The organism is Catenulispora sp. EB89 (assembly GCF_041261445.1).
Taxonomy (GTDB): Bacteria; Actinomycetota; Actinomycetes; order Streptomycetales; family Catenulisporaceae; genus Catenulispora.
Genome location: NZ_JBGCCU010000001.1, coordinates 68,279 through 93,583, shown reverse-complemented (window position 1 = coordinate 93,583; position 25,305 = coordinate 68,279). Strand labels below are relative to the sequence as shown.

Annotated in this window: 22 protein-coding genes; 12 read left to right on the top strand and 10 right to left on the bottom strand. The window is 70.9% G+C overall.

Going from position 1 to position 25,305, the window contains the following annotated elements:
• Nucleotides 1-157 precede the first annotated feature (157 nt).
• Both ABH920_RS00420 and ABH920_RS00415 read right to left on the bottom strand, forming a co-directional pair.
• Nucleotides 158-1,033 carry a hypothetical protein gene (locus ABH920_RS00420; protein WP_370345494.1) on the bottom strand — a complete coding sequence of 292 codons (876 nt, stop codon included), beginning with the start codon at nucleotides 1,031-1,033 and terminating at the stop codon, nucleotides 158-160.
• On the bottom strand, nucleotides 1,030-1,584 hold the full coding sequence (locus ABH920_RS00415; protein WP_370345492.1) for a SigE family RNA polymerase sigma factor: 555 nt from the start codon (nucleotides 1,582-1,584) through the stop codon (nucleotides 1,030-1,032). Before ABH920_RS00415 ends, ABH920_RS00420 begins: the two co-directional genes overlap by 4 nt.
• 155 nt (nucleotides 1,585-1,739) lie before the next feature.
• Between ABH920_RS00415 and ABH920_RS00410 the strand changes: the two genes are divergently transcribed.
• On the top strand, nucleotides 1,740-2,585 hold the full coding sequence (locus ABH920_RS00410; RefSeq protein ID WP_370345490.1) for an NAD(P)-dependent oxidoreductase: 846 nt from the start codon (nucleotides 1,740-1,742) through the stop codon (nucleotides 2,583-2,585).
• Nucleotides 2,586-2,777: 192 nt separating this feature from the next.
• Here ABH920_RS00410 and ABH920_RS00405 read toward each other — a convergent pair whose 3' ends face one another.
• Nucleotides 2,778-3,914 (bottom strand): citrate synthase 2, encoded by a 1,137-nt coding sequence (locus tag ABH920_RS00405; RefSeq protein ID WP_370345488.1) that lies wholly within the window; start codon nucleotides 3,912-3,914, stop codon nucleotides 2,778-2,780.
• 211 nt (nucleotides 3,915-4,125) lie between these two features.
• On the opposite strand from ABH920_RS00405, the gene pdxH reads away from it, so the two are divergent.
• Nucleotides 4,126-4,782 carry a pyridoxamine 5'-phosphate oxidase gene (gene pdxH / locus ABH920_RS00400; RefSeq protein ID WP_370345486.1) on the top strand — a complete coding sequence of 219 codons (657 nt, stop codon included), beginning with the start codon at nucleotides 4,126-4,128 and terminating at the stop codon, nucleotides 4,780-4,782.
• Between the two features lie 286 nt (nucleotides 4,783-5,068).
• Here the strand turns inward: pdxH and ABH920_RS00395 are convergent, their stop codons facing one another.
• A complete protein-coding gene (locus tag ABH920_RS00395) occupies nucleotides 5,069-5,803 on the bottom strand; it encodes a hypothetical protein (protein WP_370345484.1) in 735 nt (244 codons plus the stop codon).
• Nucleotides 5,804-5,826: 23 nt separating this feature from the next.
• The gene (locus ABH920_RS00390; protein WP_370345482.1) at nucleotides 5,827-6,495 is read right to left on the bottom strand and encodes a UdgX family uracil-DNA binding protein; all 669 of its coding nucleotides are present in this window, start codon (nucleotides 6,493-6,495) and stop codon (nucleotides 5,827-5,829) included.
• Nucleotides 6,496-6,650: 155 nt separating this feature from the next.
• On the opposite strand from ABH920_RS00390, the gene ABH920_RS00385 reads away from it, so the two are divergent.
• Nucleotides 6,651-7,859: a M48 family metallopeptidase gene (locus tag ABH920_RS00385; RefSeq protein WP_370345480.1), complete on the top strand. Its 1,209-nt coding sequence runs from the start codon at nucleotides 6,651-6,653 to the stop codon at nucleotides 7,857-7,859.
• A gap of 133 nt (nucleotides 7,860-7,992) precedes the next feature.
• Here ABH920_RS00385 and ABH920_RS00380 read toward each other — a convergent pair whose 3' ends face one another.
• Nucleotides 7,993-9,285, bottom strand: a complete 1,293-nt coding sequence (locus ABH920_RS00380; RefSeq protein ID WP_370345478.1) for an MFS transporter — start codon at nucleotides 9,283-9,285, stop codon at nucleotides 7,993-7,995.
• Between the two features lie 76 nt (nucleotides 9,286-9,361).
• Here ABH920_RS00380 and ABH920_RS00375 point away from each other — a divergent pair, with 76 nt between their 5' ends.
• From ABH920_RS00375 to ABH920_RS00365, 3 genes are all read left to right on the top strand, one after another.
• Nucleotides 9,362-10,351 carry a DUF5937 family protein gene (locus tag ABH920_RS00375; protein WP_370345476.1) on the top strand — a complete coding sequence of 330 codons (990 nt, stop codon included), beginning with the start codon at nucleotides 9,362-9,364 and terminating at the stop codon, nucleotides 10,349-10,351.
• A gap of 211 nt (nucleotides 10,352-10,562) precedes the next feature.
• Complete coding sequence (locus tag ABH920_RS00370) at nucleotides 10,563-11,249, top strand: metal-dependent transcriptional regulator (RefSeq protein ID WP_370346693.1); 687 nt, start codon at nucleotides 10,563-10,565, stop codon at nucleotides 11,247-11,249.
• Between the two features lie 220 nt (nucleotides 11,250-11,469).
• Nucleotides 11,470-12,567 (top strand): hypothetical protein, encoded by a 1,098-nt coding sequence (locus ABH920_RS00365; RefSeq protein ID WP_370345474.1) that lies wholly within the window; start codon nucleotides 11,470-11,472, stop codon nucleotides 12,565-12,567.
• A gap of 131 nt (nucleotides 12,568-12,698) precedes the next feature.
• On the opposite strand, the gene ABH920_RS00360 is transcribed toward ABH920_RS00365, so the two are convergent.
• Complete coding sequence (locus tag ABH920_RS00360) at nucleotides 12,699-13,400, bottom strand: bifunctional DNA primase/polymerase (protein WP_370345472.1); 702 nt, start codon at nucleotides 13,398-13,400, stop codon at nucleotides 12,699-12,701.
• A 229-nt stretch (nucleotides 13,401-13,629) separates the two neighbouring features.
• Between ABH920_RS00360 and ABH920_RS00355 the strand changes: the two genes are divergently transcribed.
• On the top strand, nucleotides 13,630-15,039 hold the full coding sequence (locus tag ABH920_RS00355; RefSeq protein ID WP_370345470.1) for a transcriptional regulator: 1,410 nt from the start codon (nucleotides 13,630-13,632) through the stop codon (nucleotides 15,037-15,039).
• 71 nt (nucleotides 15,040-15,110) lie between these two features.
• The gene (locus tag ABH920_RS00350; RefSeq protein WP_370345468.1) at nucleotides 15,111-16,508 is read left to right on the top strand and encodes a hypothetical protein; all 1,398 of its coding nucleotides are present in this window, start codon (nucleotides 15,111-15,113) and stop codon (nucleotides 16,506-16,508) included.
• Nucleotides 16,509-16,586: 78 nt separating this feature from the next.
• Here the strand turns inward: ABH920_RS00350 and ABH920_RS00345 are convergent, their stop codons facing one another.
• Nucleotides 16,587-17,438, bottom strand: a complete 852-nt coding sequence (locus ABH920_RS00345; RefSeq protein WP_370345466.1) for a hypothetical protein — start codon at nucleotides 17,436-17,438, stop codon at nucleotides 16,587-16,589.
• Between the two features lie 1,606 nt (nucleotides 17,439-19,044).
• On the opposite strand from ABH920_RS00345, the gene ABH920_RS00340 reads away from it, so the two are divergent.
• Nucleotides 19,045-19,878: a sensor domain-containing protein gene (locus ABH920_RS00340; protein WP_370345464.1), complete on the top strand. Its 834-nt coding sequence runs from the start codon at nucleotides 19,045-19,047 to the stop codon at nucleotides 19,876-19,878.
• Nucleotides 19,879-19,904: 26 nt separating this feature from the next.
• On the opposite strand, the gene ABH920_RS00335 is transcribed toward ABH920_RS00340, so the two are convergent.
• Nucleotides 19,905-21,017, bottom strand: a complete 1,113-nt coding sequence (locus tag ABH920_RS00335; protein ID WP_370345462.1) for a DUF1648 domain-containing protein — start codon at nucleotides 21,015-21,017, stop codon at nucleotides 19,905-19,907.
• Between the two features lie 51 nt (nucleotides 21,018-21,068).
• Nucleotides 21,069-21,455 carry a GntR family transcriptional regulator gene (locus ABH920_RS00330; protein WP_370345460.1) on the bottom strand — a complete coding sequence of 129 codons (387 nt, stop codon included), beginning with the start codon at nucleotides 21,453-21,455 and terminating at the stop codon, nucleotides 21,069-21,071.
• Between the two features lie 168 nt (nucleotides 21,456-21,623).
• Here ABH920_RS00330 and ABH920_RS00325 point away from each other — a divergent pair, with 168 nt between their 5' ends.
• The 3 genes from ABH920_RS00325 to ABH920_RS00315 all read left to right on the top strand — a co-directional run bounded on the left by ABH920_RS00325 (nucleotide 21,624) and on the right by ABH920_RS00315 (nucleotide 25,250).
• Nucleotides 21,624-22,406 carry an SDR family oxidoreductase gene (locus tag ABH920_RS00325; RefSeq protein ID WP_370345458.1) on the top strand — a complete coding sequence of 261 codons (783 nt, stop codon included), beginning with the start codon at nucleotides 21,624-21,626 and terminating at the stop codon, nucleotides 22,404-22,406.
• A 77-nt stretch (nucleotides 22,407-22,483) separates the two neighbouring features.
• Nucleotides 22,484-23,095: a hypothetical protein gene (locus tag ABH920_RS00320; RefSeq protein ID WP_370345456.1), complete on the top strand. Its 612-nt coding sequence runs from the start codon at nucleotides 22,484-22,486 to the stop codon at nucleotides 23,093-23,095.
• Nucleotides 23,088-25,250 (top strand): LCP family protein, encoded by a 2,163-nt coding sequence (locus ABH920_RS00315; RefSeq protein ID WP_370345454.1) that lies wholly within the window; start codon nucleotides 23,088-23,090, stop codon nucleotides 25,248-25,250. The genes ABH920_RS00320 and ABH920_RS00315 overlap by 8 nt, the downstream gene beginning before the upstream one ends.
• Nucleotides 25,251-25,305 lie beyond the last annotated feature (55 nt).

Genomic DNA, 25,305 nt, shown 5'->3' with positions numbered 1-25,305 from the left:
AGAAGTCGGGTGGCCCAGGGCGTCGTTGGCCAAGGCCTGCTCACATCGTAACCGGGATGTGTCCGCGATCCGGGCTGCATTCCGTGAAACGAGACACGCCGTCGCTTGCCACGGTGTCAGGCCCGGCGGGACCGGCCGGTTCCGCCGAAGCCCGGTCTCAGCCCGGGTGCGGGAGCTTGTCGAGGGTGTGAACGTCGTAGCTGATCAGCCGGGCGAAGGCGGGGCTGGAGAGGAGTTTTTCGACGTCGAACGGGAGCGGCGCCTCGCTGTTCCGGTCCTTCAGGCCGGCACGGACCAGGACGCTGTGCGTGGCGTCGTAGTGGACGACGACGGAGGTGTCACGGGGTCCGGTCACAGTGGTCGTGAGGTGGCCGTCGGCCAGCCTGTCGGTCGGCGGGCACGCCTTGGCGGTGCAGTTGGTGCCGAACGAGGTGATCTTGTCGTAGACGCTGATCTCCAGGTTGTAGGCAGTGCCTTTGAGGCTGCCCAGGTAGTCTCCCGGCTGGATCCGGGCATCCGGGCCGCCGATCTGCGGGGTCATCTCGCTGGTCGGCTCTGAGCTCGTCGATGAGGGATAGGACTCCGTCAGTGGGACGAGTCCGGTGTCCCCGGTCAGCTGTTGGAGCGTGGCGAGATCCTGCTCGCACACCGCGGTGAGCCCTTGTTGATCCGAGCTGTACACGCCCGGCGCGGCGCTCCCGCCGAGGAGGTTGTAGGTGCCCGCGCACTTCGCGGCGATCTTCGGCGGTACGACAGTGCCGGGGCCCGGCTCGGCGCCGACGTTCTGCCCCGGCCGCCTGCCCCCGGCTCCCAGCGTGACCCCCGCCGCGATGACGCCGACCAGCGCCAGCGCCCCGCCGGCGGACCCCAGCACCCGGGCGCGCCGCCGGTGCCGGCGGTAGCCGTCGACCGCGGCCGGCACCAGGTTCAGCACCGGCATGTCGTCGGTGAAGGCGGTGGCGAGCAGGCCGTGCACCGCGTCGTGTCGGCCGTGCTGGCCGCCGAGGCCGTCGCCGTGATCGTCAGCACTCATCGCAGGGTCTTCCCTTCCACGCCGGAGCGCGGTCCGTAGGCGGAGAATTCGTCGCCGAGCAGGGTCCGGAGCCTGGCCAGGGCCCGCGAGGACTGGCTCTTCACATTGCCGGTCGAGCAGCCGAGCGTGGCGGCCGTCGCCTCCACGCTCAGGTCCTCCCAGTACCGCAGCACCACCACCGCCCGGGCGCGGGCCGGGAGCCGGTCGAGCGCGGACAGCAGGGCCAGCCGCGTCTCCGGCCGGTTGCGGTCGTCGGCGGCGCGGGTCAGGCGGTCGGTGCCGGACAGCGCCGCCGCGCGCACCTCGCGTTCGCGCCGCAGCTTGCGCTGGCCGCGGAGGAAGGCGTTGACGAGGGTCCTGTGCGCGTAGGCGTCGACGGAGTCCGCACGTCTGGCGCGGTTCCACGCTTTGCACAGGTTGAGCAACGCGGTCTGCGTCAGGTCCTGCGCGCCGTGCCAATTGCCGCACAGGAGATACGCGGTGCGCAGTAAGTGGTTCTGGCGCGCTGCCGCGTACTCGCTGAACTCGTCGACGCGAGCTTGGTCCCCCATGCGTTTCCCTCCCATGACCGTCGGTCGGGACACATGAGTCGCGCCGGTACGGATCGGTTGCAGGCTTCGGAGGAGAGATGCGACGGCGGCATGTATCCACCGCGGATCGCGTTGGGTCAGGCAGCACAGTAAACGTACGAGAGGGGAACACCGCCATGGCGAGCGTCGCGATCGTGGGCGTGGGCATCATGGGCCGCGGAATGGCCGAGAACCTGCTGAAGCACGGACACCGGGTCATCCTCTGGAACCGCACCCCGGCGAAGATCGCCGACCTGCGGGACGCCGGCGCCGAGGTCGCGGACACGCCCGCGGCGGCCGCTGCCGCCGCCGAGATCGTCTTCGAGGTGACCGCCGACGACGACACCTCGCGCGGCGTCTGGCTCGGCCCCGACGGCATCCTGGCCGGCGCGAAGGACGGCGCGGTCCTGATCACCTCGGCCACGCTGTCGGTGGAGTGGGTGGCGGAGCTGTCCGAGGCCGTCGCCGAGCGCGGTCTGCCGTTCTTTGACATGCCGCTGACCGGCGGCGCCGTCGCGGCCCGCAGCGGCGCCCTGGTCCTGCTCGTCGGCGGCGACAAGGCCGGGCTGGCCGAGCTCGGACCGGTCCTGCAGGCGGTGTCCCGCGAGGTGCGGCACTTCGGCCCGGTCGGCGCCGGCACCCGCTTCAAGCTCGTCCTCAACGCTCTGCAGGCGGCGCACATGGCGGCCTTCGGCGAGGCACTGCGGGTGGCCGCCGCGGCCGGTCTGGACGTCGAGGCCGTCGGGGCGGCGTTCCAGGACCGGCCCGGCGGCGCCGTTACCCAGCAGGCCTGGGCCAGCCACCTCCAGCCGCCGGACCCGATCAACTTCGCCACGCGCTGGGCCCACAAGGACCTGTCCTACGCGGCGCGGCTGGCCGGGGACGTGCCGCACCCGATCCTGGACAGCGTGCGGGACGTGTTCGGCGCGGCGCTCGAGGCCGGACGCGGCGACGACGACTGGAGCTCGGTGAACGAGCTCTGACCGGCGGCCCGGCGGCCTCGCGGCCCCGGCGGGGTCGCCCGGACAGCCGAAAAAGGCTCCCCCGAACGGGGGAGCCCTCATATCGTTCGACCGATCGTTCGACCGAATATCACCCAGCCGCCGGCCACATCAGAGCCGACCGGGGCTGGACCACAGATGACCGGGGGCCGGACCAGCGCCGACCAGAGCCGGTCAGTCCTTGTACGTGTGGAAGCCGCTCGGCGGCACCATCGTCTCGAAGCCCTCGACGGTCTCCGGCTTGCGCGGGCCGGGGCCGATGTAGCGGGAGGACGGCCGGATCAGGCGGCCGGTCTTCTTCTGCTCCAGGATGTGCGCGCTCCACCCGGCGGTGCGGGCGCAGGTGAACAGCGAGGTGAACATGTTCGCCGGGACCTGCGCGAAGTCCAGGACCACGGCGGCCCAGAACTCGACGTTGGTCTCCAGCACGCGGTCCGGGCGGCGCTCGTGCAGCTCGGCCAGCGCGGCCTCCTCCAGGGCCTTGGCGACCTCGTAGCGGGGCGCGTTCAGCTCCTTGGCGGTGCGGCGCAGGACGCGGGCGCGCGGGTCCTGGGCGCGGTACACGCGGTGGCCGAAGCCCATCAGGCGCTCGCCCTTGTCCAGAACGCTCTTCACGTACTTGCGGGCGTCGCCGATCTCCTCGACCGCCTCGACCATGTGCAGCACGCGCGCCGGGGCGCCGCCGTGCAGCGGGCCGGACATCGCGCCGACCGCGCCGGACAGCGCGGCCGCGGCGTCGGCGCCGGTGGAGGCGATGACGCGGGCGGTGAAGGTCGAGGCGTTCATGCCGTGCTCGGCCGCCGAGGTCCAGTACGCGTCGATGGCCTGGACGTGCTTGGGGTCCGGCTCACCGCGCCAGCGGATCATGAAGCGCTCGACGATCGTCTCGGCCTTGTCGACCTCGCTCTGCGGCACCATGGCCTGGCCCGGGTGCTCGATCGAGCGGGCGGACTGGGCCACGAAGGACAGCGCCATGACGGCGGCGCGCGCGAGGTCCTCGCGGGCTTTCTCGTCCGACGTGTCCAGCAGCGGCTGCAGGCCCCACACGGGAGCCAGCATGGCGAGCGCGGACTGCACGTCGACGCGCACGTCGCCGGAGTGCACCGGCACCGGGTACGGCTCCGCCGGCGGCAGACCCGGGTTGAACTTGCCGTCCACCAGAAGGCCCCACACGTTGCCGAACGTCACGCGTCCGACGAGGTCTTCGATGTCGACTCCGCGGTACCGGAGAGCGCCGCCTTCCTTATCCGGTTCGGCGATTTCGGACTCGAAGGCGATGACGCCCTCAAGGCCCGGTACGAAGTCGGACATGTGTACTCCCTCTGTTTCCTTGTGTGCCGCTCAACGTGCTGTGGCTCGATGCGGCCAGCTGGCTTGCCACGGTGTCGCCTTACCCGGCGTCAACGTGACGACACGGTGGTGTCGTGATTAGTGCGTCTCTCCTATAGTGACTCGCCACACAGGATGCTCTGCACCGGGGGCAGTGCTGTGTCTGGAATGTCACACGCGTTACCGTGGCCCTGTGGACTCTGAAGCGCTCGCAGCGCTGCGCCGGGAGTACGGCATCGGAACGCTGCGTGAACAGGACGCGGCACCCGCACCCCACCTCCTCTTCTCCGGGTGGCTGGAGGACGCCGTCCGGGCTTCCCTGCCCGAACCGAACGCCATGGTGGTCTCTACCACTGACCTCGACGGCCAGCCCTCCAGCAGGTCAGTGCTGTTGAAGGGGTTCGACGAAACCGGATTCATCTTCTACACCAACCTCGGCTCCCGCAAGGGCAGGGAGCTGACGGCGAACCCCCGTTGCTCCCTGTTGTTCCCCTGGTACACGCTGCACCGGCAGGTGATCGTCATCGGCGCGGCGACCAAGCTGGACCGCGAATCCGATGAGGAATACTTCGCCACCCGGCCGCACGGCTCGCAGATCGGCGCCTGGGCCAGCGAGCAGTCCACGGTGATCCCGGGCCGCGATTGGCTCGACAAGCGGGCCGCCGAGCTGGCCGAACAGTGGCCGGAGGGCACCGAGGTGCCGCTGCCGGACTTCTGGGGCGGCTTCCTGGTCCGGCCGCAGACCGTCGAGTTCTGGCAGGGCCGCCCCGACCGGCTGCACGACCGGCTCCGCTACAAGCGCGACGAGCACAGCCCGGACGGCTGGACCATCGAGCGCCTCAGTCCCTGACGCCGCTGCCGGCCCCGCGCCCGCCGCGACCCCTCCGACCCACTCCGACGCTGACGGCGGCTCGGTCCGGGCTGACACCAGCTCGGACCAGGCCGCGACACCAGACGGGACCGGGCCGACACCGGACCGAACCGGGCCGACGTCGGACCGGACCAGGCTGACACCAGACCGGATCAGGCTGACACCAGACCGAACCAGGCCGACATCGGACCGGACCAGGCCGAGGCCGGACCGGACCGGACCGGACCAGGCTGAACCAGGCCGACACCGGACCGAACTGAACCGCTCAGTCCGTGCCGACCGGCTTCACCTTCGCCGGATCGACCGCGATCCACACCGCCTCGGCGCTCGCCACCGGCTCTCCCGAAGGGCCGTAGAGCGCGGAGACGGTGAACGTCTTGCGTCCCTCGGTGCGCAGGTGCCTCCCCAGCACCACATAGCGTTCCCCGGCGGTGATCGGCGCCTCGTCCAGCATCTCCACGCTCATCCGGCCCAGCACCATCGGCCGCCCGGCCAGATCGCCGGCCGACCAGCCCCCCGGACAGTCCAGCGCGGCCCACACGAACTCCGGCCCCACCGCGTCCTCTGCGGGCGTCCACGGAGCCGCCACGGCGCCCTTGCGGCCCGGGACCGGGCCGGGGAAGACGTGCAGCCCGGTCGGATGGTCCGGGCCGCAGACGAAGCAGGTCAGGAACGGATGCCCGCTCAGCCCGGCGTAGCCCTTGGCGGCCGTGACCGCCTCGTCGTAGGACACCGGCTCGACCAGCTCCCCGGCGGCCTCCACCAGCTCCGCCTCCGCGATCACGGTGCTGCCGTCCAGCAGCCGCAGGCTCTCGCTCTCCGCCGGCTGCCGGGTTGTGAGCGGCTTCTCCAGCGGCGGCGGCTTGCGGAGCGTGACCTCCACCTTCGCGCCGGGCGTGTCCCCGAACTCCTCCAGGAACAGCTGCGCGAGCATCCCGGAGACGTAGCCGCCGTTGCCGGAGTGCGGAGGGCCGTTGAAGCGGCGCGAGATCGTCAGCATGGGATCCACACTCTCAGATCGGCCTAAGCCAGCAACCGCGCGACCAGCAGCAAGTCCGAGACCAGCTCCTTGTACGCGGTCTCCTGATTGTCCGCGCGCAGCACCGCCGACGGATGCGACGTCGCCACCAGCGACACCGCCCGGCGCCGCGAGGGGTCGGTGCCGAAGCCCGCGTCCCCCGACGGCGGCCACATCAGCACCTTGCCGCGGTCCCGCGTCACCCGGAACTGCGGGCCGATCAGGGCCCGGCCGGCGGTGGCGCCGAGCACCACGATCACCTCGGGGTCCACTATCGTCAGCTCCGCGCGCAGCCAGGGCTTGCACGCTTCGATGTGCGTGGTGTCCGGGGTCTTGTGGATCCGCCGGCCGTTGGGGCGGTCCTGCATGAACCGGAAGTGCTTCACGCTGTTGGTCACGTACGCCTGCCGCGGGTCGATGCCCGCCTCGGCCATGGCGCGGTCGAACAGTTGCCCGGCCGGCCCGACGAACGGCAGCCCCGCGCGGTCCTCCATATCCCCCGGTTGTTCGCCCACGAACACCACGCGCGCGGCGGGGTTCCCTTTGGAGAAGACCGTCTGCGTCGGTCCGCTCAGCGAACCGGGCTGGGCCTGGTGGAGCTCGCACCCTTGGCAGGCCAGGGCGGCAGTGCGCAGCGCGTCGATCGAGACCCCGCGCGGGATCGGCAGCGACATCGTTATCGTTCCTTGATTTCCGATGGGTGTTGCCCGGTTGAACAGACGTCCATTATTGCGCCGTGGCACTGACAGATACGCCGCGAACAGTCGAATACACATGTCCGCGGTGTGGATGGTCGGGCGAGTTCGACGCCAGGTTCGCACGGTGGTGCATGGCGGACGATCACGACCTGATCGCCAAGGATGAACAGCAGAAGTCGGCGACCCTGACAAAGCACGTACAGCGCAGACGCGAGACAGCCCGGCGCAGAGGTGAAGCGCTCCAGGAACGTCTGCTCCAGTCCGGCGAACTGCGGCCCGGCGGCGCCGCACGGCTGGCCGCGGTGTCCTTCGGACTGGCCATCCACACCCTCACCCTCGTCATCCTCGGCGGCGCCGTGGCGGCGCTGCTCAGCGGGCTGTGGCCGCTGGACGTCCTGGCGCTGCTCGGGTTCGGCGTCGTGTGGGTGGTCCGGCCGCGGTTCGCCGAGCGCCCCGGCACCGGCTGGATCAAGCGCGGGAAGGCGCCGAAGCTGTTCGCGATCCTGGACCGCGTCGGCGAGGCGACCGGGGCCCCGGTCCCGAAGTACGTCACCTTCGACGGCACCTTCAACGCGAGCACCGCACGGCGCGGCCTCCGCCACGAGCCGGTCCTGACCCTCGGCGTCCCGCTGTGGCAGATCCTGGACGGCGACGAGCGGCTGGCGCTGCTCGGCCACGAACTCGGCCACCAGGTCAACGGCGATACCACACAGAGCGTGCTGGTCGCCGGTGCGCACCGCAGCCTTCCGGAATGGCGCGTGCTGTTCTACCCGAGCACCCACGGACGCCCCGTGCCTCCCGGCGAGGCCGGACTCGCGCAGCTTCTCCTGCCCGTGATCCTGTTCCCCTTCTATCTGCTCATGACCGGGCTCCAGCGGTTCTACGGCTGGCTCCGGATCCACGTGTCGCTGCGGGCCGAGTTCCTCGCTGACGACATCGCCGCGCAGACCGCGTCGACCGAGGCGGCGCTCGCGCTGCTGCGCAAGTTCGGCGCGCGCATGTCGGTCGAGGCATATGTGGCCCGCGCGCGGTCCGCGCACACGTCCGTCCGCAAGGCGGCCAGCCTCGAAGACGCCATGGAGATGTGGATCGGGCTCCAGGACTACATCCCGACCATCCCGGAGCACGAGTACATCCGGTCCGCGCGCGTCTCGGAGTTCCGGGGCACGCAGATCGACTCCTCACACCCCGCGGACTACCTCCGGGCCCGGCTCCTCAAGGGGAGACCGCCGCGCGCCGCGGCGGTGACGGTCTCCGAGGACGAGTGGCTGAGCGTCGACCTGGAACTCGCTCCGCACGTCGCGGAGGTCGGCCGCGCGATGCTCATGCGCCGCTACTGAAGATGCTCATGTGCCGCAGCTGAAGGGGATCCCCCTCCGATCCCCTTCAGCGCGCACCGGCCGTGTCAGCCCCTTCAGCCGATAGCCCGCAGCCGGTTCCGGTGAGCGGACCGCCAGCCCCCCGAACCGCCGATCAGTCCTGCCACTCCCGCAGCGGCCGGATCGCCAGCACCGAGGCGACGATCCGCAGCCCGCCCCCGACCACCCACGGCGCCGCCAGCCCGAACCACCCCGCGATCAGGCCGCCGACCAGCGCGCCGAGCGGCTGCATCCCCCACACCACCATGATCCCGGCGCTCGACACCCGGCCCAGCAGATGCGGCGGCACCAGCCGCTGCCGCTGCGAGACCACCGCCACGTTCCACAGCGAAGCGCTCATGCTGCCGACCCCGAGCAGGGCGGCGACCACGAACATGTTCGGCCCCAACAGCCCGATCCCGATGCCCGCGACCGGCGTCACCGAGGAACACAGCCGCGCCACCACCCGGCCGCCGAGCCGGGCCACCGCGGCCCGGCTGATCAGCCCGCCGACGATGCCGCCCACGGCCGCGATGCTCAGCAGCACGCCGTAGTGGTGCGTCCCGACGTAGAGCACCAGCGTCGCGGCGCCCATCGTGGAACCGAAGTTGGCCGCCGCCGACAGCATGGTCGTGGTGCGCAGCAGGCGGTGGTGGGCCAGCCAGGTCAGGCCCTCCTTCATGTCGGCGCGCAGCGACCGGCGTCCGGTCGCGGCCGCTTCCGCTGCTCCCGCTTCGACGGCGGGTGCACCGGGCTGCCGGGGCCGCCGGGGCCGTCCGGTCCGGGGCAGGCGCGCGATCAACAGCATCGACACCGCGAAGGTGACGGCGTCGGCCCAGAACGGCAGCGTCGGGGTCAGCGCGAACAACGCCGCGCCGAGCGCCGGTCCGGCGAAATCCTTGGCCACCGACTGCGCCGTGTACAACTGCCCGTTCGCCGACATCAGGCGCTCGCGCGGGACCACGGAGGTCATCAACGGCTGCGAAGCGCTCTTCGCCAGAGCCGCGGCCATGCCCAGGCCGAAGGCGAGGACGTACAACGCCGCCAATCCCCATCCCGCGCTGCGGTCCATGGCCAGCACCCCGACCGCCAGTACGCACAGCAACTGCCAGGCCTGCGCCTGGATCGACAGCCGCCGGCTCTCCGAACGGTCCGCGATCGCCCCGGCCTGCAATGAGAACACCAGCCAGGGCAACGTCCCGGCCACCGTGAGACCCGATATCAACCGTGGATCTCGGGTGTACCCGGCGGCGAGCAACGGCAGCGCGGCGACGAACGCGCCGTCGCCGAGGACCGAGATCGCGCCGGCGGTGAACAGCAGATGCCAGTCGCGGCCGAGCTTGTCGGGGCGCGCCTTCGGGCGGCGGACCGGGGCGGGGGACTCGGAACGGAAAGAAAGAACGGTCATGGGAGCAAGATTCGAAGATCGGCCGCCGCGGAGCTACGATTTAGTGCTTGCTAAATCACGGGGGGAGGGGGTGCCGATGGCCAGACCGGTCCGCATACCGATCGCCGGAACCGAGATGGCGCGCGTCCGTTTCGCCATCTCGCCGGTCTATGAGGCGCTTCAGGCCGTGGACGTCCTCCAGGAGCCCGGCAGGCACGCCGTGCACCTGCCGTGGGTCCGCTGGGCCCGGCCGCTGCTGGCCGACGTCCCCGGGTGGGAGATCCTCGCGGGGTTCACCTCGCGCGCCGTCCGCCCCGGCGTCCTGGTCCCGCCGCCGGACGTCCACATGCCCACGCTGGACGAAGAACTCGAGACCATCCGCGCCGCCGATCCCGGGCGCGTCCGGCGCTACTTCGACAACAACGGCGCGCCGAGCGACCGCTTCCAGCGGGAGTTCTACGACGATCCGCCGGCCGGCCTGGCCCGGCTCGCCGACGTCCTGCGGCGCGTGTTCGACGTCCTCGTGGCCCCGCACTGGCCGCGGATGCTCGGGGTGCTGGAGGCCGACATCGCCTATCGGGCCCGGGTGCTGGCCGACGGCGGCGCGGCCGCGGTCTTCGACGACCTGCACCACGACGTGCGCTGGTCGGACGGCGAACTGCGGCTGCACGGCCCGGGAATCAGCGAGGCCGTGTGGCCGTTCACCGGTAAGGAAGTAGTCCTCGACGGCAGGGCGCTGGTGCTGTCTCCGAGCGTGCTCGGCTGGCCGGACATCTGCGTGAACACCAAGCCGGTCACCTCCGGTCTGCTGCACTATCCGGCGCGGGCCGTGGCGACGGTGTGGGAGACGCGGCGGCCGGCCCCGGACGCGTTGTCGGCCCTGCTCGGCCGCACCCGGGCCGAGCTGCTGGTCCAGCTGGCCGAACCGGGCACCACCGGGGAGCTGGCCGGACGGCTCGGGGTGACGGCCGGGGCGGTCTCGCAGCACCTCGGGGTGCTGCGCGGGGCCGGACTGGTCGCCACGCGGCGGGACGGCCGGGTGCTGCTGCACCTGCGGACGGAGCGCGCGGAGGCGTTGCTCGGCTGACGGGCCATCGGCCGCGCCGGTGGCGCGGGGGTGGCCGAGTGTCTTGAAACCGCGCCAGGTGCCCCTGCGTGTCGGTGGAATGCGCAACAATGGAGCACCGCTGTGCGGACCGGCCTTGAAGGACCGGCGGCTTGGCACCATGTGACGGCGGCCGTGGGCCCGCGGGAAGGGACTGGAGAACGTGAGCAGCGACCTCATCGACACCACCGAGATGTACCTGCGGACCATCTACGAGCTCGTGGAGGAGGGCATCGTCCCGCTCCGCGCGCGGATCGCCGAGCGGCTGGGGCAGAGCGGCCCGACCGTCAGCCAGACCGTGGCCCGCATGGAGCGCGACGGACTGCTGACCGTCGAGGGCGACCGGCACCTGGAGCTCACCGACGCCGGCCGCGAGCAGGCGACCCGCGTGATGCGCAAGCACCGGCTGGCCGAGCGGCTGCTGACCGACGTGATCGGGCTGGCGTGGGAGGACGTCCACGTCGAGGCCTGCCGCTGGGAGCACGTGATGAGCGAGGCCGTGGAGAAGCGGCTGCTGGAGATCCTGGACCACCCGACCGAGTCGCCGTACGGCAACCCGATCCCGGGCCTGGCCGAGCTCGACGACTCCGTCGGCGAGCAGGAGGCGTTCCTGGACGGAGACGTGGCCAACCTGCGCGACGTGGTGGAGCGCAGCGCGCGCTCGGCGACGGCGCAGAACCTGGTCGTCCGCCGGCTCGGCGAGCCGCTGCAGAACGACCCGGAGCTGATGCTGCGCCTGCGCCGGGCCGGCGTGCAGCCGGGCCAGACGGTCCGTGCGACGGTTTCGCCGGGCGGCGTGCTGCTCGGTTCCGTCGGCGAGACCGCCGAACTGGACCTGGATCTGGCCGGGCATGTGTTCGTCACTGTGCGTGCCGCCTGACCGTCGTTCGGGTCTACCGGGGAAATTCGGGCTCGGATAATCTGTGTGGGTGAATCCACGCTTTGTGATAGTCAGACCGCTCAGGGTGAGCAAGAATGGCGAGGCTGTCCAAGAGTCTTGGGGGTTCGCCACAATGTCTTCGATATCCGCTCCGGATGCCGACTTAGGCGGCATGATGCCTTCCCCACGTGGGCGTCGCCGCCGCGCCTCCCTCCTGTTCGTGTCCGCGGCCGCTCTGGCCGTGACCGCGTTCGGAGCCCTGCCCGCCGCTGCTTCCGACGCATCGTCCCCCACGACCTCTTCGGGGTCTTCGCAGACGGGTACCGCCAAGGCGGTCGCCGGTCAGGTCCACCTCGACGTGCAGCTGCTCAACGGCCTGCTCGGCGCGCTGCACCTGACCGGGCCGAACGGCCTGGACCTGCCGCTGGCCGACCTGTCGCTCGGTGAGGCCGACGCGCCGAACGCGAGCGGCGACTCGGCGAACTTCACCAACTCCGTGGTCCGGCTGCGCGACAACTTGATCAACACCCTGCATCTCCCCGGCCCGGACGCGGACCTCATCAAGGCCGACGCGGTCTCGGGGACGGCCCGGGTCATCAACGGTCCCGGCGGCTACACCCAGGCCTACGCGACGGTCGCGAACCTCCGGCTGTTCCTGCCGCTGCTGAACCTGCCCGGGGCCAGCGCCGACAACGGGATCCTGAAGGTGGACCTGATCTCCGCGCAGGCGACCTGTGTGCCGGGGCAGAAGCCGACCGCCTCGGCGAAGATGCCGGCCACGATCCAGTTGCTGGGCCAGGACTTCCCGGTCCCGCTGACCGGCGAGGTCAAGCTGGACGTCCCCGGGGTGGCGGACATCGACGTGCAGCTGGCGCCGACCACCACCATCGACAGCGCCGGGGCCTCGGCCGCGGTCGAGGCGCAGGTCACGCTGAACGCGCTGAACCTGGCGAAGGTCAACGGCGGGATCACCCTCGCCTCGGCCTCGTGCACGACGCCCGGCGCGGCCGCGGCCGGCAGCGGCACGGGTACGCCCTCGGGCCAGTCCTCGTCGTCGAACTCGGCGGCCGGCGGCACGACTACTACGACCACCTCGACCGCCGCCGCGAAGCCCAAGGCCGCAGCAGCAGCCGTGACGACTGCGGCCCCCGCGGCCCCCGCGGCGCTGGACGAGAGCCAGACCGGAGCGTTGGCGCACACCGGCGCGAGCGGGTCGCTCATGCCGATCGCCATCGTCGCGGTGGTGCTGGTGCTCGGCGGCGCCGGACTGCTGGTGTTCCTGCGGAAGAAGGCGGCCGGGCTCCGACCCAAGGAGTAAGCAACCGGCGCGTAGCAGCCCGCGCGCCGGCGAGCTCACACTTCCGCACACCCGCGAGCTCACACGCGAACGGCGGTCACCGATCGGTGACCGCCGTTTTTGGTGCCTGGACTGGCTTTCCGCTTCTGTTCCTACCTCTGGCTGGCGCTCCCGTGGCCCCTGTCCAACCGCTCGCGCCCGCAGGCGTAGGCCAGCGTCGGGATCAGTTCCGCCGCCTCCGGCAGCCATCGATTCGACTCCCCGGGCGGCCGGGCCCACTGCACCTGTCCGCCGGTCCCCATGCGCGAGGGCGGCGCCACCACGAAGTCCTTCTCGCCGTGGCAGACCAGGTCCAGCTGCGCACGGCCCCAGCCGGCGCGCATGAGCATCTCAGGGATCTTCTTCTTCGTGCCCGGGAGCACGAAGAAGTACAGCCGCCGGGTCGGCGTGGCCGCGACCGGACCCAGCGCCGCCCCGCTGCGCTCCAGTCGCGCCAGGGCCAGGCAGCCGGCCTGCTCCGGGACGTCGATGACGTCGAAGGTGCGGCCGGTGGGCAGCAGGATCGCCGAGTCGGGGTTCTCCTCCCACCAGCCGTGGACGCGCGAGGGCTGCGCGGTGATCTGCTTGTTCCACTCGCGGTGTGCGGGGTGCGAGCCCAGGGCGGTGCACGCGTTGTTCCCGCACGAGCAGCGCCAGGCGCCGTCCACGCGGAGTACCGACGCGCCCGGGAGGATGTCCCAGTGCCGTTCCTCGATGTAGGTCAGTGCGGCGGCCTTCAGGCCCAGCGGATCGGCGCCCACCGGGGCGGGACCGGCCTCGGCGAGGTCGCTCTCGGGGAGTGACAGCACAGTCATGTGCCCATAACGCGAGTGACAGGAGTCTGGTTACGGGTCGCATGTCACCTGATTGCCCGAATGTGCAAGAGGTCTGATATTTGGCCGAGTTGAGCTGCATTCGTTGCGCCAGACGGGGATTCGTCTTCTAGATCAGTGTTCGTCTTCTAGATCTGTGTTCATCATGAAGATCTGCATTCATCATGAAGATCTATGTTCGTCCGATTGTCCGGCGGGTATCACCGGGGGTATGGAGGGGCACCGGGGGCCGCGCGAGCCGAATCGGAGACTCGCGGAGCTGATCGCCGAGGCCGGCTGCTCGAACGCGGGACTGGCCCGGCGGGTCAATCTCGCGGGCGCGGAGCTCGGTCTGGACCTGCGCTACGACAAGACTTCGGTGGCACGCTGGCTGCGCGGACAGCAGCCGCGGGCCACCACGCCGGCGTTGATCGCCGAGGCGCTGGGCCGCAAGCTCGGCCGGCCGGTCACCGTCGAGGAGATCGGCATGGTCGACGAGCGGGACGGCAGTTCCTCGCTCGCGCTCGGCCTGGCCGCCGACACTCCGGAGGCGATCGCGGTCGCGGCCGGGCTGTGGCGGGCCGACGCCGCCGGCCGCGAACAGCTGCGCGCGGCCTCGTTCGCGGTCACCGCGATGGTCGGGCCGAGCCGGGACTGGCTCATCATGGCCGAGGACCCGGTGGTCGCCCGGGGCATGGCCGCGGCCAAGAACGGACACGCGCCGCTGCGCGTCGGCCTGTCGGACGTCGCCGCCGTGCGCGCCACGACCGACGCGTTCCGCACGCTGGACCACCGCTTCGGCGGCGGCCACGTCCGGGTGCTGGCGGTGCGCTACCTCGACGGCGTCGTCGCCGAGCTGCTGCGCGGCACCTACCCCGAGCGGGTCGGGCGCCAGCTGTTCGGCGCCGCCGCGGCGCTCACCGAACTGGCCGGCTACCTCGCCTGCGACACCGGCCGCCTCGGCCTGGCGCAGCGGTACTACATCCAGGCCCTGCGACTCTCGCAGGCCGCCGGCGACCGGGCGCACGGCGGGCACATCCTGTCGGCGATGAGCCATCTGGCGAACTCGCTCGGCGCGCCGCGCGAGACCGTGCAGCTGGCGCGTTCGGCCGACGAGGGGGCGCGGGGGACCGCGTCACCGCACGTGCGCGCCGAGTACTTCTGCGCCGAGGCCCGCGGCCACGCCGCGATGCGCGACCGGCGCGCGGCCGAGCAGGCGCTGGGCCGGGCCAGCGACGAGCTGGACCGCGGCGACGGTGACGCCCCGGTCTGGTCCGCCTACTTCGACCACCACTACATAGCCGACACGGCCGCGGCCTGCCACCGCGACCTGGAGCAGCCGCGGCAGGCGGCCGAACAGGCCGCGGCGGCGCTGGCCGGCTTCGGCGTGGACAAGACCCGGCGCCGGGTGCTGAACCTGTTCACCCTGGCCTCGGCCCGGGTCCAGGGCGGCGAGGTGGAGGCCGGGTGCGCCGCCGCCACCGAGGCCGTGAAGCTGTCCGGCCGGGCCCGCTCGGCCCGCGCGGTCGAGGCTTTGCACGATTTCGACCGACGGCTCGATCCGTACGCCACCGTCGCGGCGACCCGGGAATTCCGCAGCTTGACAGCCCTGCGGCGGCCCGGCGAGCCCATCAACGCCTGAACGTCTGTGCCATCGGGTCCGGCGTTGTGGTCAAGCATCGAAAGTCCGATCGGGTAGGCTCGGTCCCGCCTATGGACGAGACGCTGCAAGAAAGCGAGCCGACAGCCGAGGGTGGGCGTGCGCCGTCGGAGGATGCCGCGACCGCCCAGGCGGGAATGTCGCATACCGCGCAATTCGCCCCTGTCGAGACGCCTCACCAGGCCGTCTCCCCCGCCCCGCCGGAAGACGACGGCTATCCGGGCGGACCGATCCCCGAATCCTCCGGCTTCTCCTGGCGCCTGCCGGGCCAGCCGGCGCCGGTGCAGCACGCACAGGGCGGGATCCCGAACGAGTTCGACCACCTGTTCCGAGACGCGCCGGTCGACAACCGGCACTCGCTGATGCCCAACCAGGGCACGATAGGTGTGTCGGTGCCGGGAGCCGCGGGCTATTCGGGACCGTCGTATTCGCAGAACTCTGCGACGAACGGCCCCGGCGGGCCGGGTGCCTCGGGTCCGCCTTCGGCCGGCCCCGGGATGGGCCCGCAGCCGACGCAGGCCCTGCCGCCGGCCGACGCCACCGGGCGCCAGGCGCCGGTGTACCAGCCGCCGACGCAGGACCAGATCGGCTACGGCCAGGATCAGTCGGGCTACGGCCAGGACCAGACCGGCTACGGCCAGCAGCAGATGCCCAACCGGGGCTACGACCCCGGCGGCTACTCCGCGCAGGCGCAGGGCCCGGTCAACCCCGAGTCGCACACCCAGGCCATACCGCGGGTGCAGCCGCAGATGTACGGCGGCGGCATGAACCACGGCGGCCGCGGCCCCGGCGAGCCGGACCTGCTGCTGGCCACCGGCCCGGACCGCCGCCAGTCCAACCGCACGCTCATGGTCGCGGTCGGCGTGTTCGTGGTGCTGATCGTGGTCGCCGCGGTGGCCTTCTCCGGCGGAGGCGGCAAGGCCAAGCCGAGCGCCACGGGCAAGTCCACGACCCCCGACACCCCGCCGCCGAGCACCACCGTCTCCGCGCCGCCCGGCGTCGACCCGGCGGCCAAGGCCCAGGCCGACGCGATATTCACGATCATCGCGCAGAGCCACGAGCTGCGCTCGAAGGCCAACGCGGCGATCTCCGGCGTGCAGCAGTGCAAGAACGTGGCCTCGTACAAAGCGGACTTCTCCGACGTGGCCGCCAAGCGGCAGGCCCAGGCCGACGGCACGAAGCCGCTGTCGGTCGACAAGCTGCCCGGCGGCACGCAGCTGCAGGCGAACCTGGTCAACGCCTGGCAGCTGTCCGCGGAGTCCGAGAACGACTACGCGGCATGGGCCAACGACAACCTGAGCTGCACCGGCAAGCCCGGCTCGAACGACAACTTCAACAAGGGCAACAGCGCCGGCGACAAGGCGGGCTCGGTCAAGGGCGAAGTGGTCTCCGAGTGGAATGCCTTCGCCTCGAAGCTCGGCGAGCAGACGATCAAGATCAGCGACCTGTGACAGCACGCTGACGCTGACATCGACGGCCACCGGTTCTCCGGTGGCCGTCGTCGTTCACCGGCCGGGGCGCCGCCTCGGTCAGCGAAGCTGGTCGACGTACGCGTCGGTGCCGGGCACCGTCGGGATGAACGGCCCGGCGAACTCGAGCCGGCCCAGCCCCGAGGCCTCGACGGCGGCCCCGTCGCCGACGAACCGGTCCCAGTCCTCAGCGGGATCGGCCTCGGTGAAGAAGAGCACTGTGATGCGCTTGCCGACACCCTCGACCGCCTTCACGTAGGTCGGCGTCGTCCCGGGCAACGGCATCGGCTCGAAGACCGTCGCCATCGCCACCGGCGAACCCTCCAACTTCGCCGGCAGGTGCTTCTCCCGGAGCCAGGCCGCCAGCGCCGCCGGATCCTGGTCCGGCGCCGCGTCGAAGACCTCGACGATGAGCCCCGCGTAGGGGTGGTTCAGGGCATGGATGTCACGCGGACCGGAGTCCCCGTCCCGGTAGACGACGCCAAGGTAGTTCTGGAACGACGTGAAGACATGCGTCCGCTCCTGGAACACCCGGCCGTCCGGCAGCAGCCGCCGGTTGATCGCGACGGTCCAGTCCAGATGATCCCGATACCGGCCCTCGTTGATCCAGTACACGGTGATATAGGCCCCGGCGGTCACGGGACTCGCGACAGCGGAGTCGGCGGGATACCGCAGCAACTGCAACGGACGCGTGGCGACCCACCGCCGCCCGGCGAACATCCACGGCATGGACATCGCGCCGGAGATGTAGTGATCATCTTCGTACCAGCGATTGTAGGCGTGCTCCTGTCCCGGATGCGGCTCCACCATCGTGATCAGAGCCGATCCGATGCCGGGCCCGTAAGGCCCCTCGCTCGCGAGCTTCTTGTAGGGACTCGGCTCCCGTTTCGGGTGCTCCTGCTGCTCCGCCATGGCGCCTCCAGGTGTGGGCTTCCGCGAGATCTGACGATACGTCAGATTCCGTGAACGACGCCATAGTCATCACAAAAGCCCAGTTCGGAGTGCCTTTCTATGCCGATGACATCGATCTCGCCGAATGGGATGGCGTGCTGATACCCGAGCGGGCCCGGAATCGTGGATCGCTCAGCACAAGAAGCGTCCCGTAGTCGGCGTGTCCAGCAACATCAACCTCAGGACGGACTCCGTACAGATTGCACGAAGACGGATCAGTTGCACACTACTGGGCGGTCCGCACAGAGCCGCCGCATGCCGGGGTTGATTCTCCGGAACTCCCTGAGGGCACTTTCCACGAAGCGTTGACAGCTGGTGCCTGCCAGCTGACCGCCGCGCACAGCGAATGCCAGGATGGCTCCGTGCCGAGTGATTCGAACTACTGGGACCCCATACCGGCTGCGCGAGCCGCACATGAGCTGCTGAAGCCTTGGGGCCCCGATGGCCGGTCGGTTGTTCGTCCCGCCCCGGAGAAGTTCCTACTGGGACAGTGGGAGGAGCGGAACTGGCGGAACGTCCCCGGCCCGTTCTACGGCGCCGGCACCGATACTTGTGAGGCCGGACCTCCTGTCGCCCGGCGCCATGTCCTGACTGACGAGACGGGCCAGGAGTTCGTCTTCCGGCAACCGCGCACGGCCACGGAGGTGGAGTCAGTCCTCCGCGCGGCATGGTCTGATCCGTTCAGGGGCTATGGATGGGACGGACATGATCGCTGGAGTGTCCAGGACATCCGCTCCTGGTGGGGCGAACGAGCGCGACTCCGGGAATGGGCTACGTCCTATGCCGACAACGAAGATGCGGGCTCCGCGTTGCGAGACCTGATCGCCTACCTCGACGGGGACTTGGAGTCTCACCTGCGTGACTACATGTTTTGGTTGGAGGAACGCCGCCACGCTACAGCCGGTTGCCCGCGGCCAGACCTTTGAGTCACGGCTCTCGTTCATGAAGTCGGTGCCAGGAAGGGCAATCAAACGGTGCTACCTGCCACGAACGCCAGTGCAGTGCTGGTCAGCGATAGGCGGCGGTATCACCCACCGAGTCATGTCGCAATGTTCAGCAGCGGGTGATCTGCCTCAGACCATCGGCCCGGTATCGAACCCCGCGCCGATTGCCGACCGGAGGTCGTCCTGGTGGTTGCTCCAGGTATCCAAACCGGGGCCACCTGATCACCGGGCCAGGTGGCGCGTCACAGCTATAAGTGTCCGGCGAGCTATCTGCTTGGGCGCGCGACGTTTGCCCGGACTTCGGAGGTACCGCCGCGTGCTGCGCCGCGGAACCGTTCGATGATCGCACGTTGCCGGACAGCGTCGGCGATGTGAACTTAGCCTTGCCGACCCCGGCCATGCCGTCGATTGCGGAGACCACGGGTGCTCCTGCTGCTCCGCCATGGCGCCTCCAGGTGTGGGCTTCCGCGAGATCTGACGATACGTCAGATAGTTGCACGGCGGCCATGAGGTGGCGAGACCTGTCCCTGCTGTGCGCATGACTTGCTATCTTCGAGCCACGCGCGGCGCTCCGGGGACGCCTGAGCACCGCGTTTCGTGTCACCACGGGGAACGGGGAAACCATGCGCAACAAGATCAAGGGCGGCTCCATCGCCGCCCTCACCGCGGCCGCCCTGATGACGGCCGCCTGTAGCAGTTCGGGGCAGATCGGCGGTGCGGCGGCGGGGACGAGTGCGCCGGGTGCGGCGGGGACGTCGGGCGGGTCGAAGGCGCCGGCGTCCGGCGGGGGTGTGCCGAACACGTCGATCGCGCCGCCCACGTCGGCGGCGACGTCCGGCGGGGCTTCGGGGACGACGCTGAGCGCCGACCAGATCGGCAAGCTCCTGCTCACCGACAAGGACGATCCCGGCTACACCTACGACGCCTCGCAGGACGACCCCACGACCACCAGCGCGCAGGACGTCGTGAAGACCGGGGGCGCCGCCTGCCAGACGTTCGTGGACGCCGAGGACGGTCTGACCACGAAGTACGGCACCACCGCCGAGGTGAACCGGCAGCTGCACAAGGCCTCGGCCGGCCACGTCATCCAGGACTCGGTGCTGGCGCTGCCGTCCGCCGACAAGGCGCAGGCGCTGGTCGCCGACCTGACCACCGGGCTGCAGGGGTGCAAGAGCCTCACCATGACCATCTCCGGCAACTCCGGGACCATGGCGCCGGCCCCGGTTCCGCAGCTGATGAAGGCGGGCCAGGCTGGCTACATCAACTACCTGACCGTCGGCGGCAAGACCGTGCTCATGGCCGCGCTGCTGGTCCAGGCCGGGACGGCGGTCTCGGTGGTGGTCCTGGTCGGACCCGTCACGAACGACAAGACGGCGCTGGAGCAGATGGGCGCGACGCTCGCGCACCTGTCCGAGATCCAGGTCGGGCGGGTGAAGGCGGCGCAGGGACTGCACTGATCGAGGAGTTCGGGGCGGGAAGGCCCTCAGTGCGACCCGAGGATCAGCGGCAGCACGATCGGGATCAGCAAGAGACCGACGATCATCCCGGTGCCCGCGGGCCGGGCGAAGTTGATCGTCCAGCCGACGCCGAACCGCTTCGGGACGAACACCGACGGGTCGTCGTGGTTGTAGTAGAGCAGGCCGAGCTTCCAGTAACGGTCGTCGTCGCGGTTGACGGCGTCGCCGCGGCTCCCGTCGCGTCCGCCGTCACCCCCGCCCTCCCCCTCGACCCGCAACCGCGAACCGCCCTGCCCGACCCGCACCGTCACCACGACCAGCGCCACCGTCGCCACCGCGATCGGCGCGATGAGCAGCACCGGAAAGAAGCCGGTGCTTCCCATCACGGTCCACATCGCCAGCGCCGCGAAGAACATCGACAGATCCGACGCGGCCGCCAGCGCCAGCAGGCAGCGCGTCATCGCCGCGACGAACCGCCGGTGCCGCTCGGCCGCGTGCGGGTCCTGCGCGTCCAGTGCGGCCTTGCCCCGCGCGGTGACCCAGGCCAGCGCCACGATCAGCACGGTGATCCCCACCTGCACCCCGACCAGCCCGAAGGCCGAGACGAAGGTCTTGGCGGTGTACGACGTCGGATGCCCGCCGGCGTCGTAGTGCGAGACGAGCCGGTCCGGCAGGTGCGGATAACGGATCGCGCCGACGATCGCCGTGCCCACGGTGACCGCCACCGCCGGCAGCGTCCACAGCCACGGGAACGGCTCGGGCCGGGTGCGCAGCGTCGTGTCGGTGACCGTGATCTGCGTGCGTCCCTCGAACCAGCGCCCGTCCTGCTTGGCCGTGGCGATCTGCGACCGCGCCACGAGATACACCGCCACCGACCCGACGAGCTCGACCAGCACCGCCCCGGCCACCGCCGCGCCCACCGCTCCCACGAACAACCCGACCAGCACCGCGACGACGGTCACCGCACCGATCCCGCCCCGGTACGTCCGCCGCGCGGCCGCCACCACCGGATCGCCTGCCCGCTCGGCCGGCACCCGCACCCCGAACTGGACGGTCCGCGGCGTCAGCGCCGGGGTGAGCAGGGACAGCAACCCGATCAATAGGACCGGTACCACTGCGGGCAAGGCAGAGGCGTGCATCGGAGTCTCCCGTGTCGTCTGTGTGATGCGCCTGTGACGCGTGTCTTCAACTCATCGCCCGGCGAACTCGGCGAGCAATGCCCGGCACCGCTCCAGCACGTCCGGCGGCGCCATCCCCTTCGCGAACCCCTCGGCCAGCAGCGTCCGGGCCCTCCGCTCCCAATCGCCGACCTCCGCAGCCGAAGCGGGCCCGTCCCCCGGCCCCCGCGCCACCACCGCCCCGGTCCGCCGGCCCAGCCGGATCAAGCCCTCCTGCCGCAACAGGTCATAGGCCTTGTTCACGGTGTGCATGTTGATCCCGAGATCGGCGGCCAGCTGCCGTGTCGTCGGCAGCGAATCCCCCGCCACCAGCGTCCCGGCCGCCACCGCCACCACGATCTGGTCGCGCAGCTGCTGGTAGATCGGCACGTCGCCGTCGGGCTCCACGGTCAGGAGCAAGCTTCCGCCTCCTTCGAGCTATTGCTATAGAACATCTAGAACAATCGAGGTGTCAAGCAGTGTCGCAGGGCATTGCCGCCGGGCCCGGCGACTCTGGCGATCTCACCCGGCCCCGCCTAATCTGACGCACCATCAGAACCTCTCGCCACCACCCACGAAAGGCTCCCCATGTTGCTCCAAGGCAAGACGGTGATCGTGTCAGGGGTCGGCGACGGACTCGGCCGGGAGGTCGCGCAGGCGGCCTACGACCAGGGCGCGAACGTGGTGCTGGGGGCGCGCACGGAAGGCCGGCTGGCCAAGGCGGCCGCCGAGTTCGACGCCGCGCGCGTCGCCCACGCTCCGACCGACATCACCTCCGAGAGCGACTGCCTGCGGCTCGTTGACCTCGCCGTCGAGCGCTTCGGCGGCCTCGACGGCCTGATCAACGTCGCGGCCATGGACCAGGTCTTCGGCGGCGTCAGCGACGCCGACTTCGCCGACTGGCGCGCCGTCTACGAGGTCAACGTCGTCGGCACCCTGCAGCTCAGCAAGGCGGCGATCCCGCATCTGGCGCGCGAGGCCGGGACCACCGGCATCGTCCACATCCTTTCGCAGTCGATGTGGGTGCCGGCGACCGAGGTGATGCAGGCCGCTTACGCCGCCTCCAAGGGAGCCCTGCTGTCCGCGACCTACGGCATGGCCAAGGAACTCGGGCCGCGGCGCATCCGGGTCAACGCCGTGGTGCCGTCGTGGATGTGGGGGCCGATGGTCCAGGGGTACGTCGCGTGGACCGCCGCGTCACAAAAAATCGCCGAGGAGCAGATCGTCGCGTCACTGACCGATCGCATGGCGTTGCCGGAAATGGCCAGCGACGGCGACGTGGCGAACGCAGCTGTGTACATGGTGTCGCCGTATGCCGGCGGGGTGACCGGTCAGTCGCTCGCCGTCAACGCCGGCGATTACATGCGGTGACCGACCTTCCCGCGTTGTAGCAGGGTTGTGACGAAAGCGGGATGGGTCGGTTGAACGGCTGAGTGAGGATCGCCGTCATGTCCTCAACAGCTCGCACGTCGCCGGCGCGGCGTCCGGGCCCCGGCGGCGGTGGCCGTCCGGAGCGCGGGTCGTCGATGCCGCCTCGGTCGGGGCGGCCCGTGCCGCCGCCGGCTCCGGTACGCGGTCGCGCCTCGGGTCCGTCCGGCCGCGGCGGTCCCGCCGCCGGCCGCCGTCCGGCTCCGCGGCCGGGGGCCGATCCGGGCGACAGGCTGCTGGCGGGGGCTCCGAACTGGCTGCCCGCCGCGGCGGTGCTCGGCGGGCCGATGCTGGCCGCGATCCTGGGCAAGTTCATAGGCGGCTACCACGGCCCGGTGTTCATGCTGCTCACCGTGGTCTCGGCCGGTGTGGCCGCGGCCGCGGCCACCTCGAACGGCCGCTGGTGGGTGGTCAGCGCGCTGCCGCCGGTGGCCTGGCTGGTCGCCGCGGTCGCCGAGCTGGCCTGGCACAACCCGCCCTACCCGGACACCAAGGCGAAGGCGGTCGGTCTGGTCCACGCGACGACGAACGTCTTCCCGGTGATCCTCGCCGCGCTCGTCGTCATGGGTTTGGTCATAGCCGCCGCGGTCGTGCGCGGACGGCAGAGCGGGGGAGGCACGCGCCGTGTCTGAGTGGTATCCGGACGAAGGCGGGGACAACCGCGGCAGCGGTGACCGCCGCGGGGGCGGCGGCCGGCGTGGGGCCGGCGGCGGTGACGGCTATGGAGGACGCGGCAACGACGGCGGTTACGGCCGCGGCGGCAATCCCGGCTACGGAAACGGCCCGGACTACGGCAACGGCCCCGACTACGGAAACGGCCCAGACTACGGCCGCGGCGGCGGTCGCCGGGAAGAGCCCGAGCAGCCCTGGCGCGCGGCCCAGCGCCGCCCCGAACCCCCGCCGCAGCGTCGCCCCGAACCCCCGGCGCAGCGCGACAGCCGGGGCTGGTCGCCGCAGCAGCAACCGCCGGCGCGCCCCGACGACCCGACGCACCACGGCGCCCCCGGCGAGTGGTACGCCGCAGAGCAGACCAACGTCATGGCCCAGCAGGGCCGTGACGATTTCCACGGTCCGGACGACTACGACGAGGACTACCTCGAGTCCGGCCCCCGGGGCGGAGGCGGCGGCCGGCGCGCAGGCGGCCGCGGCGCGGCGGGTCCGGCCAAGCCGCCCCGCAAGCGCGGCGTGCTCGCCGGCCGCATCACCGCCGCCACGATGAGCGCGGTGGTCGTGCTGGCGACCGGCTTCGTCTGGTTCGAGAACAAGCAGCTCACCGACGGCCTGCACACCACGGACTCGATCAACCAGATCAAGCCCGGCCAGGACGGCTACATCGCCCCGCACCTCGGCGCGGACGTCAACCTGCTGCTGATCGGCCTGGACTCGCGCAAGGACATGAACGGCAACGACCTGCCGACCTCCCTGGTCGAGGACGAGCTGCACGCCGGCTCCTCCTCCATCGGCGGCTACAACACCAACGTGCTGATCCTCATGCACATCCCGGCCAACGGCGGCAAGGTCACCGCGTACTCGATCCCGCGCGACAGCGACGTCGAGCGCCCCGGCGGCAGCGCGGACATCCCCGGCGTGGGCACGGTCCAGGTGCCGGACATGGGCATGGGCAAGATCAAGGAGGCCTACGGCGACGCCAAGGCCTACGCCGACCAGAAGATCGCCGCCTCGGGCAAGAAGGTGGACAAGGCCACCGAGGAGGCGGAGAGCCGCGAGGTGGGCCGCGAGGCCACGATCCGGGCCGTGCAGAAGCTCACCGGCCAGCACATCGACCACCTCGCTGAGGTCAACCTGGTCGGCTTCTACGACATCGTCAACGCGATCGGCAGCATCCAGGTCTGCCTGAAGGCCCCGGCCTACGACCCGATCGAGGACGGCGCGGGCACCGGCATCAACCTGCCGGCCGGCGTGTCCACCATCAACGCGGCCACCGCGCTGCAGTTCGTGCGCCAGCGCTTCCACCTGCCCAACGGCGACCTGGACCGCACGCACCGCCAGCAGGCGTTCCTGTCCTCGGTGACGCAGGCGTTGAAGAAGAAGGGCGTCCTCGGCGACGTCGGGGCCATGCAGGGCCTGTTCAACGCGGTGAAGAAGGACATCGTCATCGACAACGGCTGGAGCGTGCTGGACTTCGCGTCCCAGGCGTCGAACCTCACCGGCGGCAACACCGAGTTCATCACGCTGCCGACCACCGGCACCGTGATGATCGCCGGCGAGAGCGCGCTGACGGTCGACCCGGCCGCGATCAAGACCACCATCGGGGCGACGTTCAACAACGACGCCGCGGTGGCCCCGCCGCCGACCACGGCCTCCAGCTCGACCCCGCCCCCGGCGGCGCCGTCCACGACGCCGACGCCCCCGGCCACCATCACCGTGCTGAACGGCACCGACACCACCGGCCTGGCGGTGAAGGTCTCCGGCCAGCTCTTCGACGCCGGCATCCCGACCAGCAAGACCGGCAACGGCGGCAACGGCGTGCAGCACACGATCATCCGCTACGGCGCCGGCGAGGAGGCTCTGGCCAAGCAGATCCAGGCCAAGCTCGGCACCAAGACCGCGCCGATCGCCAGCGACTCGCTGGACAAGGGCACGATCACGGTCACCATCGGCTACGACTACAAGGCGCCGCCGGCGACCCCGACCACGCCCTCGCAGCCGTCGACCCAGCCCTCGGGCGCCCCGACCAGCGTGGCCAGCGACAACTCCGCCGACTCCTCCGGGCTGAGCTCCGGTGGCGCGGTCACGTCGCAGAACGGCATCCCCTGCGTGTACTGATCGACGAGTACGAGACGAGTACGAGACGAGTACGTGACGAGCACGTGAGGACGCC

Coding starts and splice junctions, on each gene's coding strand:
- ABH920_RS00420 (WP_370345494.1), bottom strand. CDS start 1,033: ATGAGTGCTGACGATCACGGCGACGGCCTCGGCGGCCAGCACGGCCGA.
- ABH920_RS00415 (WP_370345492.1), bottom strand. CDS start 1,584: ATGGGGGACCAAGCTCGCGTCGACGAGTTCAGCGAGTACGCGGCAGCG.
- ABH920_RS00410 (WP_370345490.1), top strand. CDS start 1,740: ATGGCGAGCGTCGCGATCGTGGGCGTGGGCATCATGGGCCGCGGAATG.
- ABH920_RS00405 (WP_370345488.1), bottom strand. CDS start 3,914: ATGTCCGACTTCGTACCGGGCCTTGAGGGCGTCATCGCCTTCGAGTCC.
- ABH920_RS00395 (WP_370345484.1), bottom strand. CDS start 5,803: ATGCTGACGATCTCGCGCCGCTTCAACGGCCCTCCGCACTCCGGCAAC.
- ABH920_RS00390 (WP_370345482.1), bottom strand. CDS start 6,495: ATGTCGCTGCCGATCCCGCGCGGGGTCTCGATCGACGCGCTGCGCACT.
- ABH920_RS00385 (WP_370345480.1), top strand. CDS start 6,651: ATGGCGGACGATCACGACCTGATCGCCAAGGATGAACAGCAGAAGTCG.
- ABH920_RS00380 (WP_370345478.1), bottom strand. CDS start 9,285: ATGACCGTTCTTTCTTTCCGTTCCGAGTCCCCCGCCCCGGTCCGCCGC.
- ABH920_RS00375 (WP_370345476.1), top strand. CDS start 9,362: ATGGCCAGACCGGTCCGCATACCGATCGCCGGAACCGAGATGGCGCGC.
- ABH920_RS00370 (WP_370346693.1), top strand. CDS start 10,563: ATGTACCTGCGGACCATCTACGAGCTCGTGGAGGAGGGCATCGTCCCG.
- ABH920_RS00360 (WP_370345472.1), bottom strand. CDS start 13,400: ATGACTGTGCTGTCACTCCCCGAGAGCGACCTCGCCGAGGCCGGTCCC.
- ABH920_RS00355 (WP_370345470.1), top strand. CDS start 13,630: ATGGAGGGGCACCGGGGGCCGCGCGAGCCGAATCGGAGACTCGCGGAG.
- ABH920_RS00350 (WP_370345468.1), top strand. CDS start 15,111: ATGGACGAGACGCTGCAAGAAAGCGAGCCGACAGCCGAGGGTGGGCGT.
- ABH920_RS00345 (WP_370345466.1), bottom strand. CDS start 17,438: ATGGCGGAGCAGCAGGAGCACCCGAAACGGGAGCCGAGTCCCTACAAG.
- ABH920_RS00340 (WP_370345464.1), top strand. CDS start 19,045: ATGCGCAACAAGATCAAGGGCGGCTCCATCGCCGCCCTCACCGCGGCC.
- ABH920_RS00335 (WP_370345462.1), bottom strand. CDS start 21,017: ATGCACGCCTCTGCCTTGCCCGCAGTGGTACCGGTCCTATTGATCGGG.
- ABH920_RS00325 (WP_370345458.1), top strand. CDS start 21,624: ATGTTGCTCCAAGGCAAGACGGTGATCGTGTCAGGGGTCGGCGACGGA.
- ABH920_RS00320 (WP_370345456.1), top strand. CDS start 22,484: ATGTCCTCAACAGCTCGCACGTCGCCGGCGCGGCGTCCGGGCCCCGGC.